The 13,918-nt window shown below is 59.6% G+C and carries 14 protein-coding genes; 10 read left to right on the forward strand and 4 right to left on the reverse strand.

The window, feature by feature from the left end:
* The first annotated feature begins 404 nt into the window (after positions 1-404).
* From LRS06_RS11980 to ytxJ, 5 genes are all read left to right on the forward strand, one after another.
* Positions 405-881, forward strand: coding sequence for a hypothetical protein (locus tag LRS06_RS11980; RefSeq protein ID WP_257871712.1), 477 nt, complete (start codon positions 405-407; stop codon positions 879-881).
* A 311-nt stretch (positions 882-1,192) separates the two neighbouring features.
* On the forward strand, positions 1,193-3,232 hold the full coding sequence (locus LRS06_RS11985) for a dehydrogenase E1 component subunit alpha/beta (protein ID WP_257871713.1): 2,040 nt from the start codon (positions 1,193-1,195) through the stop codon (positions 3,230-3,232).
* A 157-nt stretch (positions 3,233-3,389) separates the two neighbouring features.
* Positions 3,390-3,677: a hypothetical protein gene (locus LRS06_RS11990; RefSeq protein WP_257871714.1), complete on the forward strand. Its 288-nt coding sequence runs from the start codon at positions 3,390-3,392 to the stop codon at positions 3,675-3,677.
* A gap of 25 nt (positions 3,678-3,702) precedes the next feature.
* On the forward strand, positions 3,703-4,053 hold the full coding sequence (locus LRS06_RS11995) for a hypothetical protein (RefSeq protein WP_257871715.1): 351 nt from the start codon (positions 3,703-3,705) through the stop codon (positions 4,051-4,053).
* Positions 4,050-4,394, forward strand: a complete 345-nt coding sequence (gene ytxJ / locus LRS06_RS12000; RefSeq protein WP_196954061.1) for a bacillithiol system redox-active protein YtxJ — start codon at positions 4,050-4,052, stop codon at positions 4,392-4,394. The genes LRS06_RS11995 and ytxJ overlap by 4 nt, the downstream gene beginning before the upstream one ends.
* A gap of 103 nt (positions 4,395-4,497) precedes the next feature.
* Here the strand turns inward: ytxJ and LRS06_RS12005 are convergent, their stop codons facing one another.
* On the reverse strand, positions 4,498-4,905 hold the full coding sequence (locus LRS06_RS12005) for an OsmC family protein (RefSeq protein WP_257871716.1): 408 nt from the start codon (positions 4,903-4,905) through the stop codon (positions 4,498-4,500).
* 79 nt (positions 4,906-4,984) lie between these two features.
* On the opposite strand from LRS06_RS12005, the gene LRS06_RS12010 reads away from it, so the two are divergent.
* From LRS06_RS12010 to LRS06_RS12020, 3 genes are all read left to right on the forward strand, one after another.
* Positions 4,985-5,812 (forward strand): hypothetical protein, encoded by an 828-nt coding sequence (locus tag LRS06_RS12010; RefSeq protein WP_257871717.1) that lies wholly within the window; start codon positions 4,985-4,987, stop codon positions 5,810-5,812.
* Positions 5,813-5,905: 93 nt separating this feature from the next.
* Entirely contained in the window at positions 5,906-6,802 is an 897-nt protein-coding gene (lipA, locus tag LRS06_RS12015) for a lipoyl synthase (protein ID WP_374679444.1), read from the forward strand.
* A gap of 149 nt (positions 6,803-6,951) precedes the next feature.
* Complete coding sequence (locus tag LRS06_RS12020; protein ID WP_257871718.1) at positions 6,952-7,332, forward strand: DUF805 domain-containing protein; 381 nt, start codon at positions 6,952-6,954, stop codon at positions 7,330-7,332.
* 58 nt (positions 7,333-7,390) lie between these two features.
* Here LRS06_RS12020 and LRS06_RS12025 read toward each other — a convergent pair whose 3' ends face one another.
* Positions 7,391-7,990: a DUF4136 domain-containing protein gene (locus tag LRS06_RS12025; RefSeq protein WP_257871719.1), complete on the reverse strand. Its 600-nt coding sequence runs from the start codon at positions 7,988-7,990 to the stop codon at positions 7,391-7,393.
* A gap of 213 nt (positions 7,991-8,203) precedes the next feature.
* On the opposite strand from LRS06_RS12025, the gene LRS06_RS12030 reads away from it, so the two are divergent.
* Positions 8,204-8,497: a hypothetical protein gene (locus tag LRS06_RS12030; RefSeq protein WP_196954057.1), complete on the forward strand. Its 294-nt coding sequence runs from the start codon at positions 8,204-8,206 to the stop codon at positions 8,495-8,497.
* A 98-nt stretch (positions 8,498-8,595) separates the two neighbouring features.
* Here the strand turns inward: LRS06_RS12030 and gcvP are convergent, their stop codons facing one another.
* Positions 8,596-11,511, reverse strand: coding sequence for an aminomethyl-transferring glycine dehydrogenase (gene gcvP, locus LRS06_RS12035; protein WP_257871720.1), 2,916 nt, complete (start codon positions 11,509-11,511; stop codon positions 8,596-8,598).
* A 253-nt stretch (positions 11,512-11,764) separates the two neighbouring features.
* On the opposite strand from gcvP, the gene LRS06_RS12040 reads away from it, so the two are divergent.
* Positions 11,765-12,991 (forward strand): NAD(P)-dependent oxidoreductase, encoded by a 1,227-nt coding sequence (locus LRS06_RS12040; protein WP_257871721.1) that lies wholly within the window; start codon positions 11,765-11,767, stop codon positions 12,989-12,991.
* A 73-nt stretch (positions 12,992-13,064) separates the two neighbouring features.
* On the opposite strand, the gene LRS06_RS12045 is transcribed toward LRS06_RS12040, so the two are convergent.
* Positions 13,065-13,898, reverse strand: a complete 834-nt coding sequence (locus LRS06_RS12045) for a DUF1206 domain-containing protein (protein WP_257871722.1) — start codon at positions 13,896-13,898, stop codon at positions 13,065-13,067.
* Positions 13,899-13,918 lie beyond the last annotated feature (20 nt).

Consider the following 13,918-nt stretch of genomic DNA (forward strand, 5'->3'; position numbering starts at 1 on the left):
CAGGTGAGCATGGGCATTGGATGGATTTACGACTAGACAAATAAATGCACCCTCTAATGCAGTCTGTGGTATTCTAAGGTTTTGGAGGCTGTCTGGTTGCGGCACTTGCACAGCTACCCGGCGGGTTTCCAGCGCATCAGTTTGCTGCGCCAGCGCCAACGTGGGGCAGGCCAATAGGCTCAGAAGTAAGAATCGATTCATACAAAAGAATAGGAAGTAAACCGGTGGCGAAGATAAAGCGGGGAAACACGGGAAAATAATCAGCCGGCAAGCTTGGCTATTTTACTGATTGTAAGTAATTAGCCCGCACTATACCGGCCCTGCCTAAGGCCGGCTCCGCACTAGCTCGCTTGCCCCGCACCTATTGTTTGTTGGCTGATTCACCTTTTACTTTCTCTACTGCTATGCCCAAAGGAAACAACTTTACCGCCCCGCTGGCCGAGGCCGACCTCACCGCCGCCCGCACTGCCATCAAGGCCCTGGCCACCAAGCTGGCCTTCGTGCCCCAGCAGCCCGAGAGCCTGCTGACTTCGGCTACCATCTCGCCTGAGCGCCTGCCCCTGGCCGACCTGGCCCTGCAAGCCGCCGACCAGGCCCCCGAGGTGCTGCGCAAAACCGCTACGCCCGACGCACTCCGCGCCAAAGTAGCCAGTTACCGCGCCCTGGCGGCCCTGCGCAACCAGCTGGCCGCCGAGCTGACCCGCCTCGACAACGCCCTGAACGTGCTGGGCTCCGACGTGTTCTTTCAGGTCAACAACATCCACGAGGATGTGGAGAAGGACAAGGGCGAAACCGTTGACCTGGGCGAGCTGCGCCAGCAAATCCACGCCTACTACATCCGGCCCGGTGGCCGCAAGGGCGGTAGCAGCAAGCCAAGCTAGCGCCCACCCTGCCCGAACCCTTAAACAGCCTTAGCGAAGACCGTTTCGGTCCTGGCTAAGGCTGCTTAGGTGTTAGCGAAGACCGAAACGGCCTTAACTAAGCCTGTTTCGGTCTTAGCGAAGCCTGTTTTGGTCTTCGTTAAGCCTGTTTTTGCCTTAGCTAAGACCGAAACAGGCTTAACGAAGGCTGTTGTAGGCTTAAACCGCCCGGGTGTTTGCAGCGGAAGCGCCCAATACGGGCTACGCAGGTTTTCCATCCAAGCCAAACCCGTACTTTTGGCCCCCAACACCTTCCCACCCGCCTGAATCCCATGAATTTCGACCGCAAGGACTACGCCAACGACGAGCTGCTGCACCTGTACAAAGGACTGCTGAAACCCCGGCTGATTGAGGAAAAAATGCTGATTCTGCTCCGCCAGGGCAAGGTCAGCAAGTGGTTTTCGGGTATCGGGCAGGAAGCCATTTCGGTGGGCTCCACGCTGGCTTTGCACGAGGACGAGTACATCCTGCCCCTGCACCGCAATCTGGGCGTGTTCACGGGCCGCAACATTCCCCTGGACCGCCTCTTTGCCCAGTGGCAGGGCAAAACCACCGGCTACACCAAGGGCCGCGACCGGTCGTTCCACTTCGGCACCAACGAGCACCACATCGTGGGCATGATTTCGCACCTGGGGCCGCAGCTGGCCGTGGCCGGCGGCATTGCCCTGGCCGATGTGCTGGAGAAGCGGAATAAAGTAACCGTAACCTACAGCGGCGACGGTGGCGCCTCGGAGGGCGACTTCCATGAGGCCCTGAACGTGGCCGCCGTGTGGCAGCTGCCGGTCATCTTCATCATCGAAAACAACGGCTACGGCCTGAGCACCCCCAGCCGGGAGCAGTTCCGCTTCCGCTACTTCATCGACAAAGGCCCCGCCTACGGCATGGAAGCCGTGCAGGTAGATGGCAACAACGTGCTGGAAGTGTACGACACGGTGAAGCGACTGGCCGAAGACCTGCGTCAGAACCCGCGCCCGGTGCTGCTCGAGGCCCTCACCTTCCGGATGCGCGGGCACGAGGAAGCCAGCGGGACCAAGTACGTACCCCAGGAGTTGTTCCAAGAGTGGGCTGAGAAGGACCCGGTGCAGAACTACGAGAAGTGGCTGCTCGACGAAGGCGTACTGAGCGAAACCCTGCGCCACCAGTATCGGGAGCAAATCAAAGCCGAAATCGAAGAGGGCCTGCGCGTGGCCGACGCCGTGCCCATGCCCACCCCCAGCCTGGAAGAGGAGGTAGCCGACATGTACGCGCCCGTAGGAGAACTCAGAAATGAGAGCTTAGAACTTAGCACTCCGGAAACGGCCGGCACAGCTGTTTCGCCTCTCAGTTCTAACTTCTCAGTTCTCAGTTCTACAACTGATAAGCGCTTCGTTGATGCCATTTCCGACGGGCTGCGCCAGAGCATGGAGCGCTACCCCGAGCTGGTGCTCATGGGGCAGGACATTGCCGACTACGGCGGGGTGTTCAAGGTGACCGAGGGCTTCGTGGCGCAGTTTGGCAAGGAGCGGGTGCGTAACACACCCCTGTGCGAGTCGGCCATTGTGGGCGCGGGCCTGGGCCTCAGCATCAAAGGCAAAAAGGCCATGGTGGAAATGCAGTTCGCCGATTTCGTGACCTGCGGCTTCAACCAGATTGTGAATAATCTGGCCAAAAGCCACTACCGCTGGGGCCAGAACGCCGACGTGGTGGTGCGCATGCCCACCGGCGCAGGCTCGGCGGCCGGCCCCTTCCACTCCCAGAGCAACGAGGCCTGGTTTACCCACACGCCCGGCCTGAAAGTGGTGTGCCCCAGCAACCCCACGGATGCCAAGGGTCTGCTCTGCGCCGCCTTCGAAGACCCCAACCCGGTTATCTACTTCGAGCACAAGATGCTCTACCGCAGCATCAGCGGCCCCGTGCCGGATGTCTACTATACCACGCCCATCGGAAAGGCAGCCCTGGCGCGGGAAGGCGACACCCTTAGCATCATCACCTACGGCATGGGCGTGCACTGGGCCACCCAGCTGGCCGAGGAGCTGAGCCTGGATGCCGACATTCTGGACCTGCGCACCCTGCTGCCTTGGGACGAGGAAGCCGTGCGCCGCACTACGGAGAAAAACGGCCGCGTACTCATCCTCCACGAAGACACGCTCACGGGCGGCATCGGCGGGGAAATTGCCGCCTGGATTGCCGAAAACTGCTTTACCTCCCTCGACGCCCCCATTCAGCGGGTAGCGTCCCTGGATACAGCCATTCCCTTCGCGCCTTCCCTGGAAAAGCAGTTTCTGCCCCAGCAGCGCCTGCGCACCGCCGTAGAAAAGCTGCTGGCGTATTAACTGGTTGAAATGGCTGGATGGTTGACTTGTTTTTAGCTACCAGCTTCTGGTTAGTAGCCATTTAACCATTCAGCCATATAACCATCAAGTAATACGTTGTATCTTCCGTGCCTGAATGCTGCGCCGCAGCACAATGAGTAGTCTGATGCAGGTTGTTTTGCGTACGTTTTTTCATCTGCTGGGCACGGTGCTGCTGGTTGGCTGCCTGGGCCTAAGCTCCGGCTGCCACCGCTACCGTATCCCCGACCCCAAAGGGCCGCCCCAGCCCAAGGTGAAGCTGGGCAAAGCCGACAGCAACGGCTCCGGCTTGTCGGAGGCCGTATCGTCGCTGAAAACGGAAAAGAAAAGCTACGACAAGCAGGGCTTGCTCAAGCAAAAGAAATACGAGCGCCGAAAGCTGACCCGCAAAGTAGGGCAGCGGAAAATATTTGGAATTGTTTTTTAGGCCAGGGCTTTTACTGCTACGCACTATGGTTTCTCGCATCGTTTTCTTCTTGCTGGTGTCTGTAGGCCTGGCCGCGCCCGCGCTGGCCCAAACGGAGTATTCCAGCCCGGCGCAGCAGCGGGCAGCCAACCGCAAAGCCCTGAAGGACGCGGAAAAGCAGAAAAACCAGTATCAGGACTCGCACCTGGGCGTTACGCGGCAGTCTTTCCGGGCTGGAGAAAGCACCAACCAACCGCGCAAGAAGGATGGCCGTAATAAGTACAAATACGACCACGAAGGCACTCCGCGGTACACGCCCCCGGCCAAGGATATGATTCCGAAGCTGCGCCCGGTCCGTAAAACGCCCAAAAAACAACCTGCTACCCCAACCTCATGATTTCTTCCTGGATTCCGCTTACCTCTTCCGAACAGCTCACCGACATCGTACGCGAGTCGGAAGAGCAGCCCGTAATCATTTTCAAGCACAGCACCACCTGCTCCATCAGCGCCACCGCCAAAAGCCGCCTGGAGCGCCAGTGGGCCGATGCCGCGCCCGCAAACGCCAAGTTCTACTACCTGGATCTGCTGCGCTTTCGGCCCATTTCCAACGAAATAGCCCAGAAGTTCGGCGTCCGGCACGAGTCGCCCCAGCTACTGCTCATTCAGCAGGGCGAGTGCCGCTTCGACGCCTCCCACATGGCCATCCGCCTCAACGACGTGCAGCAGGCTATAAGCTAGGTGGCTACACGTTTCAGGCACACACAGTCAGGCGCGCTATCGACCTAATCGGTAGCGCGCCTGACTGTTTTTCAAGAGCTGAAACCTACTCGCCGCAAGCCGGTTACAGACTATAGTCAAACTGAACCTCCTGGCGGATTTCGGGGTTCAGACTTAAGGCTACCGGGCAGGTACGGGCGGCGTTTTCGAGCAGCGTCCGTTGCTTGGCATCCAGGGCGGCGGGCAGGCGAAACTGCACGTCGATCTGGCTGATGCGCCGGGGCTCGGCCGCCATATGCTTGGTTACGTCGAAGGTGGTGCCGGTGAGGTTTAGGCCGTGCCGCTCCGCCACGATGCCCATTATCGTCATCATGCAGGAGCCCAGCGCCGCGCTGACCAGGTCCGTGGGCGAAAAGGCTTCGCCCCGGCCGTGGTTGTCGAGCGGGGCATCGGTCAGGATAGTGTTGCCGGAAGCTACGTGGGTAGCTTCGGTACGCAGGTGGCCGGCGTAGCGAATGGAGGCAGTGGGCATAGAAAAAAGGGCTAACTGAAAGGCAGTAAATTTACGTACTTTCGACCAGTGCTGGTCCAACGGGGGCCGCCATCATCAGATGATAGACTTCAGCTACGCTATGGGCGCTTTGCGTTTCCGGGTTTTGGGAGGAATACTAGGGCTGCTGGCCGCGGGCAGCACGGTGGCGCAGGCGCAGGCCCGCCGCACCAGCAGCACCTTCGATGCGCCCACGTTTCAGCGGGAGCTAACGTACGGCGTCAATTTCAACACCAACGGGGGCATGATCGGGGGCGCCATGTTCCGCTCTACCCGCATGATTTCCGCCGACTGGGCGCGGTTCTGGATGATTGAGGCGGTGGAGGTAAAGCACCCGAAAGAGCAGCGGCTGCAGAACCTGTACTCGGGCGGAATTTACGTGCCGGGCAAGATGAACTATGCTTTCGTGCTCCGCCCATCGGTAGGCGCCCAGCGGGTTGTCTTCCGCAAGGCCCCCGACTCCGGGGTGCAGGTAAGCGCCCTGGCCTCCGCTGGGCCGTCGGTGGCGCTGATGATGCCCTACTATATCTACTACGACTACACCAAGCGCGACAACAACGGTCGTCCTATCGGCGCGGAAGACATCCGGGCCGAGCAGTACGACCCGGACAAGCACCCGCCGGAAGACATCTTTATCTACGACAGGGCGCCTCTCTTCAGCGGGGCCAGTGAAATCAAGCCCCAGATCGGGGGGCACGTGCGCGGCGCGCTTACGTTTGAATACGGCCGCTACCGCGACGCCATTGCGGGAGTAGAAACCGGTTTTTTGTTTGAGGCTTACCCCAAGCAGCTGTCCATCCTGGGCTCCAATTCCGTGGATGCGGCCCAGTTGAACAATAACTACTTTACCTCGGTTTACCTCACGATTTACATCGGCACCCGCAAGTAGTCAGCCGGGCGCATCTGGCGCCATTGCCGGCGAAGGTGCCCCGCCGACTGCGAAGAACTGCGGGCTGCCTCCTACCTTTGCCGTATGGATGATATGTTGCTGACGCTGCCCATTGTGCAGCCCGAGGCTGTGGCACCCGCCAAACCCCGCAAACCCGACTGGCTACGCGTGAAACTGCCCGTGGGCCGCGAGTACGCCAATGTGCGTCGTCTGGTAGACGAGCATAAGCTGCACACGATCTGCGAAAGCGGCAACTGCCCCAACATGGGTGAGTGCTGGGGGGCGGGCACGGCTACTTTCATGATTCTGGGCAACATCTGCACGCGCTCCTGCTCGTTCTGTGCTGTAGCCACCGGGCGCCCCACCGAGTACGATACCGACGAGCCCCGCCGCGTAGCCGAAGCCATTCAGCTAATGGGTGTGAAGCATGCCGTGATTACCAGCGTTAACCGGGACGAGCTTAAGGACCGGGGTGCCGGTATCTGGCACGAAACGGTGGTGCGCATCAAGCAGCTCAGCCCCGAAACAACCATCGAAACCCTGATTCCCGACGTGAAAGCTAACTGGGAAGCTCTGGATGTAATGATTTCTGGCGGGCAGGAAGTGGTGTCGCACAATGTGGAAACCGTAGGCAGCCTCTACCGCCTCGTACGTCCGCAGGCCAAGTATGACCGGAGTCTGGAGCAAATCCGCCGGACCAAGGCGGCGGGCAAGCGCACCAAGTCCGGCATCATGCTGGGTCTGGGCGAAACGCCGGAGGAAATGTACCAGGCCATGGACGACCTCGTAGCCAACGGCCTCGACATTCTGACGCTGGGCCAGTACCTGCAGCCCACCAAGCGCCACCTCGAAGTTGCCGAGTTTATTCACCCCGACCTTTTCGCGCACTACCGCGAGGAGGGTTTGCGCCGCGGCCTGAAGTACGTGGAAAGCGGCCCGCTGGTGCGCTCCAGCTACCACGCTGAGCGTCACGTGAACGTGCCAATCTAATCGAAGCGTAATTCAACCCATTAGACTGCAAAAAGCCCCCTCCCAGAATTTGAAGGAGGGGGCTTTTTGCATTTTAAGCGCTATCCTATATCTTTTCGCAGTAGCTTTTTCGGCTGAATTTTCCCAGCTGGTTCATAGACGTATTCTACGTGAAGTCATTCTTTCTATTCCGGGGGCGGTTGCGCCGCCGCGCATTTTGGGCACGCTCCGTTGGCTTATATGCCCTGACGTTGCTTCTCTATGGCATACTTGGCCAGGCTGTGGAACACCATTTCATGGCGGAAGACTGGGCTGTACTGCTGATGATTTTCATGTTGTTGATCCTGCTGGTGCTGATGGTGGCCCAAACCGTCCGGCGGCTGCACGACACGAACCTTTCGGGCTGGTGGTGGTGGCTGCTGCTACTGCCGGTACTGGGCAACGTTTTCGGCGCAGGCATTCCCTTGGTTGATGGCACAGCTGGACCCAACCGCTTCGGGCCCGACCCCAAGCGCCGGACTGGCTTCAATCCACAGGACCCGCAAAACTAAAAAGCTGCCCTGTACATGTACAGGACAGCTTTTCAACTGCAAGGAAACAAGGACGCGTTTAGCGCTGTGCCTGATTGTCCTGGGGAGGATAGTTGCCCAGCACACTGCCTACAATGCGGTACACTTCCTGCTCAGAGATGGACTGGTCCTGTACCTGGGCCTGGCCGTGGCCGCGCCAGGCAAGCTGCTTACGTTGGGCGTCCACCACATCAATGATGACGGTGCCGGCTTTGTACTCGTTCACGCGCGACGGCATCCCGTAGCCGTAACCGTACCAGCGGTAAGCGTAGGGCGAGTTGAAGGCCGGGTCGACGCGCTGCTTGTCTTCCACTTTGGCGCTGTAAGCCACGTACACATCAGGGTTTTTATCCGTCAGCGTAAGGCCTTTTTTGTTCATCTCCATTTCCACGGCCTTGCGAATGCGCTGATCGAGAAAGGAGTTGTAACCCTGGGCTGGGCCACCCTCCGCGTCGGTGGGCTGCTGCGGGTACCAGGCCCAGGTTTTGTAAGTACGGAAATTGACGGCGTGGTCGAAGTCAGAAGTAACGCCGACGCGGCTGGACGTAGCGCACCCGGCACTACCCAGCAGCAGGGCCACCGCGGCCAGCGCTACCGGCCGGGAGAAAAAACGCAGGAACTTGGACATATTGACGGACATGAGAAGTAAAGAAGAAATGTTTTTACACCACCCACCCGACTTGCCCTTCAACCTGAACAGGTGAAAAAGCGCGCTGGGCGGCTGTATTCTAACAATTCCCGTCGCCGCCGCGTTCCGTCGCCTCTGGGCCATTCTCTTGGAATGAAACAATTTGTTTTCAGAAAATACCTTTCCTCTTATCTTTCACCGATATTCCTCACCTTCTCCAGCGTTATGCGTCGACTTTTGCTTTTTTCCGGCCTCGTAGGAGCCTTTGCTTCCTGTACCACTGCCTCCGAAAGTACCACTTCCACCAAGCCTGATCGTGACCCTGTAGCCCACAATACCATCGTGGAGTGTATCCTGTACGATGGCATGACAAAAACCTCGCCCCAGCTGCTGACCATCACGGCCGGCTCAGAAGTACAGGTCACCGATACCGTCGATTACTATTTCATGAAGGCCCGCGTGGTCAAAGACGGTAAAACCTATACCGGCTACGTGCAGCGTCAGTGCTTTAGCAAGTAGGCTGTTTTTGCCCGGGCTGCAGTGCCTGAAGCATAAGCCCGGTAACTGAAAAGGCCCCGCAACAATCGTTGCGGGGCCTTTTTCATTTGCTTCAAGCCCTAATAAGACGGGCCTTTGTCGGTTTCCACCAGTTTCTCTTCGGCATCGGTGTACTGCTCGATGGGTGTGCAGGAGCAGATCAGGTTCCGGTCGCCGTAGGCAGAGTCGATACGGGCTACGGTGGGCCAGAACTTGGCGGCGCGCACGTACTCGGTGGGGTACACGGCCTCTTCGCGGGTGTAGGGGCGGTTCCAGTCGGCCGTGAGCACGGCTGCGGCCGTATGCGGGGCGTGCTTGAGTACGTTGTCCTTCTGGTCGGCGCGGCCTTCTTCCACGGCGGCAATTTCCTTGCGAATGCCAATCATGGCCTCAATGAAGCGGTCCAGCTCTTCTTTGCTTTCCGACTCCGTAGGCTCCACCATCAGCGTACCCGCAACCGGGAACGATACGGTAGGCGCGTGGAATCCGTAGTCCATCAGGCGCTTGGCAATGTCTTCTACCTCAATGCCGGCCTTCTTGAACTGGCGGCAATCCAGAATCATTTCGTGGGCGCAACGACCGTTGGCTCCGGTGTATAGCACGGGGTAGTGCGCTTCCAGGCGGGCCTTGATGTAGTTGGCGTTCAGGATGGCTATGCGGGTAGCTTGCGTGAGGCCTTCGCCGCCCATCATCGAAATGTAGGCATAGGAGATAGGCAGAATGCTGGCCGAGCCCCAGGGAGCCGAAGTAACCGCCCCGGCCGTGCGGCCATCGGCATCTACCAGCACGTGGCCGGGCAGGTAGGGGGCCAGATCGGCTACTACACCAATGGGGCCTACGCCGGGTCCGCCGCCACCGTGCGGAATGCAGAAGGTTTTGTGCAGGTTCAGGTGGCACACGTCGGCCCCGATGGTGGCGGGCGAGGTAAGGCCTACCTGGGCGTTCATGTTGGCGCCGTCCATGTACACGCGGCCACCGTGGTTATGGATGGTCTGGCAGATGTCGATGATGGTTTCCTCGTACACGCCGTGCGTGCTGGGGTAGGTCACCATCAGGCAGCTCAGCTTATCGGCATACTGCGCGGCTTTGGCCTTCAGATCCTCTACGTCGATGTTGCCTTCCTCAGTGCTTTTTACTACCACTACCTGCATGCCGGCCATAACGGCCGAAGCAGGGTTGGTGCCGTGGGCCGAGGCCGGAATCAGCGCCACGTTGCGGTGCTGGTCGCCGCGGGCATCGTGGTAGCCTTTGATGGCCAGCAGGCCGGCATATTCACCCTGAGCCCCGGAGTTGGGCTGCAGCGAAACGGCGGCAAAGCCGGTGACCTCGCACAGCCAGGCTTCCAGGTCGCGGAAGATTTCGGCGTAGCCCTGGGCCTGCTCACGCGGAGCGAAGGGGTGCAGCCCGCCGATTTCCGGCCACGTTACCGGAATCATTTCGGCGGTGGCATTGAGCTTCATGGTGCAGGAGCCCAGCGGAATCATGGAGTGAGCAAGGCTCAAATCCTTGTTTTCCAGCTGCTTCATGTAGCGCAGCATCTCGTGCTCGGAGTGGTGCGAGTTGAAGATGGGGTGCGTCAGGTACTCGCTCTGGCGAATCAGCTCCTTGGTCCAGTTCACCGAAACCTCAGTGGGCAGCTCTACTGCCGACGCATCCTTGCCCAGCACTTTGGCAAACACGGCCACGATGTCCTGCACATCCTCAATTTCGGTGTTCTGGTGCAGAGAAATGCCCACCTGGTTTTCACCGAAGTAGCGGAAGTTGATGCCGGCAGCCTCGGCTTCCTGGCGGATGGCCTGTTGCAGTTCGGCACTTTCCAGCTGAATACCCAGCGTGTCGAAGTAATGCTCGTTGGTTTGCTCCAGACCCAGGCTGGTGAGGGCGCCGTTCAGCGTTTGCGCCAGAGCATGCACGTTGCTGGCAAACTGGCGGATGCGCTGGGGGCCGTGGTACACGGCGTACATGCCCGCCAGCACCGACAGCAGCACCTGCGCCGTGCAGATGTTGGAGGTGGCTTTTTCGCGGCGGATATGCTGCTCGCGGGTTTGCAGGGCCATACGGTAGGCTTTGTTACCGGCCGCATCAATGCTTTGGCCGATAATGCGACCCGGAATTACGCGTTTGAAAGCGTCTTTGGTAGCCAGGAAACCGGCGTGCGGTCCGCCGTAGCCCATGGGCACCCCGAAGCGCTGGGAGTTACCTACCACGGCGTCGGCGCCCATCTCGCCGGGAGGCGTGAGCAGCGTCAGCGCCAGCAGATCGGCCGCCACGGTCACGAACAGGTTGTTGTCGTGGGCTTGGCTGATGAAGTCGGAGTAGTCATACACGGCCCCGTCGGCGGCGGGATACTGCAGCAGCGCGCCGAACAAAGTTTCGTCGGTGAGGTCGAAGGAGCGGTGGTCACCCACCACTACCTCAATGCCCAGGGGCAGAGCGCGGGTGCGCACTACGTCGATGGTCTGGGGCAACACCTGCTCAGAAATGAAGTAGCGGGTGGCATTTTTCTTTTTGCTGAGCGAGTGGAACATGTGCAGCGTTTCTGCAGCGGCAGTTCCTTCATCGAGCAAGGAGGCATTGGCAATTTCGAGGCCCGTGAGGTCAATTACCATCGTCTGGTAGTTGATGAGAGCTTCGAGGCGACCCTGGGCAATTTCGGCCTGATAGGGGGTGTAGGCCGTGTACCAGCCCGGATTTTCCAGGATGTTGCGCTGGATTACGGGCGGCAACTGGGTGTCGTGGTAGCCCAGGCCGATATAGTTTTTGAACAGCTTATTCTTGCCGGCAATACCTTTGAACTTCGCTAAAAAAGCCCGCTCGGTAAGGGCAGCGGGCAGGTTCAGGGGCTTTTTGAGGCGAATGGCCGCCGGTACGGTCTCGTCGATGAGCTGGTCAATCGACTTCACGCCGATGACGCGCAGCATGTCGGCCACGGCCGCGTCGTCGGGCCCATTGTGGCGGTCCACGAATACGTCGGCGGGCTTGGTTTTCAACAACATAAAAGGATGGTTGAGGGTGGCAACAAACGGGCCCCGCGAAGAGCCATAGCAAAGGTAGCGCGAAAAGGCTTCATGGATAAGCCCGGAAAGCGTCAAAAGTTTCGGCCTGTTTGCGCCGGTGCAACATCACCAGCCGCCTGGATAGTGCCCGGCGGTTTAATGGTATTATGGAAAGTCGCGCCGGGTACTCTTACAGCAGGCCCAAATAATTTGCTCAGATTTGAGGCTGATTTCCACCCACCCAAGCTCCTCCATGCGTTCCGTTACCATTGGCCTGATTCGCGAAGGCAAAACCCCGCCCGATAAGCGCGTGCCGCTCACGCCCAAAAAATGCGCCGAAGCGCAGGCCCAGTACCCCGGCCTGCGCATTGTGGTGCAGGAAAGCCCCATCCGCTGCTTTTCCGACCAGGAGTACCGCGACCTTGGCCTGGAAGTGCGCCCCGACGTGGCCGACTGCGACATCCTGCTGGGCGTGAAGGAGGTGCCCGTCAGCCAGCTGATTCCCAATAAAACATACCTGTTTTTCTCGCACACCGTGAAAAAGCAGCCGGCCAACCGGGAGCTGCTGCGCCAAATTCTGAAGAAGAACATTACCCTCATAGACTACGAGCTGCTGACCAATGAGCAAGGGGAGCGGATTGTGGCCTTCGGACGCTGGGCCGGCATTGTGGGGGCCTACAACGGGCTGCTCACGTATGGCCGCAAGCACGGGCTGTTTCAGCTGAAGCCGGCCTACGAGTGCATCGATATGGAGGATATGCAGGAGGAGTTCTTTAAAGTAAAGCAGCTGCCGCCCATCAAAATGGCCGTGACGGGCACCGGCCGCGTGGCCCAGGGTGCTGTGGAGGTGCTCAACCGGATGGGCATCCGACGGGTGAGCGTGTACGATTACCTATATCTGAATTTTAACGAGCCGGTATACACCCAACTGCGCTCCTCCGACTACAACCGCCGCCGCGACGGACGCGTGTGGGATACGCCTGACTTTCACCGCAACCCGCAGGAATACGAGTCGACGTTTCAGAACTTCCTACCTGTGACGGACCTGCTCATTGCCTGCGCCTATTGGCACCCGGCCGCGCCGCACCTGTTCACGGAAGAAGACATCTGCCGTCCGGATTTCCGCATCAATACCATTGCCGACGTCACCTGCGACGTGAACGGCTCCATCCCGACCACCAAGCGCAGCAGCACCATTCAGGAGCCGGCCTTCGACTACAACTGCCAGACCGGCGAGCTGGAGGCCGCCTACTCACGACCCGGCAATATCACCATTATGGCCGTGGATAACCTGCCCTGCGAGCTGCCCCGCAACGCCAGCCGTGACTTTGGCCGCCAGCTGATCGACAACGTTTTCCCGCACCTGCTGGGCGAAGCCGGCACCGACGACGTGGTAGCCCGCGCTACCATTGCCCGCGGCGGCCAGCTCACCGAGCGGTACCAGTACCTGGCTGATTACGTGGGAGCAGAGGTGAAATAGTGAGGTGGTGAAATGGTGAGTTGACGTGCTAACCGCGCAAGTGGCATCATCAGAACGTCAACTCACCATTTCACTATTTTACATTCAGTACCGGGTATTTCGCCTGCACCAGCATGTAGAGCCCGTAGGCCATCAAACCCAGCGCCACAATGCCGAGCACGACGGGGCCCATAGCCGCCAGCAGGTCAAAGGCTTCGTCGGTGGTGCCGGCAGCCGCCGCGCTGTGCTGGCGGCCCGCCTGCACGAAGAAGTAACCGATGATGGCCATTACGATGCCGCGGGCCGTGTAGCCCAGCTGCCCGGTGCGGTACACCATGTTTTGCTGGCCGGCCGGAATATCGGCGCTGTTCACGTGCTTCTGGAATGAGCCCGAATAAGCCCGGTAAATCTGATATAGACCGCTGCCAATCGTAATCAGCCCGACTAGGATAACAATCCACTCGCCGGCGGGCCAGCTCAGGGCTTTGGCCACTAGGCTTTGCTGGGCACTGCCGCTGTTGCCACTGGCTGAGCCCCGGAAGGCCAGCTGCGCCGCGTACCAGGCCAGACTGGCGTAAAGCAGCCCGCTACCTGCGTAGCCCAGGCGCCGCCCCAGCCCTTTAGCGCTGGAACCCTTGTTTTCGGTGTCGCGGAAGGCCTGTGTGAAGCGCCAGATGATGTAACCTAGGAGCCCTACCGCAACCAGCCCGAGCAAAACGGAGCCGCCAGGTAGTCCTTGCAAGGTTTGTACGGCTTGCTTTTTGTCGGCCGTCTGGCCGCCCTGCTGGCCGGTAGCCGCCAGCAGCGCCAGAATACCCAGCAGTAAATACACCACGCCTTTGGCCGCAAAGCCAAAGCGGGCCAGCGCCCGAATGCCGCTGGAAGCCGAGTGCGGCACCGCCGCAGAAATTGAGTTGGAGAGAGACATGGGAGAAAGGTGAAAGAATA

The sequence above is a fragment of the Hymenobacter sp. J193 genome (assembly GCF_024700075.1).
GTDB lineage: Bacteria > Bacteroidota > Bacteroidia > Cytophagales > Hymenobacteraceae > Hymenobacter.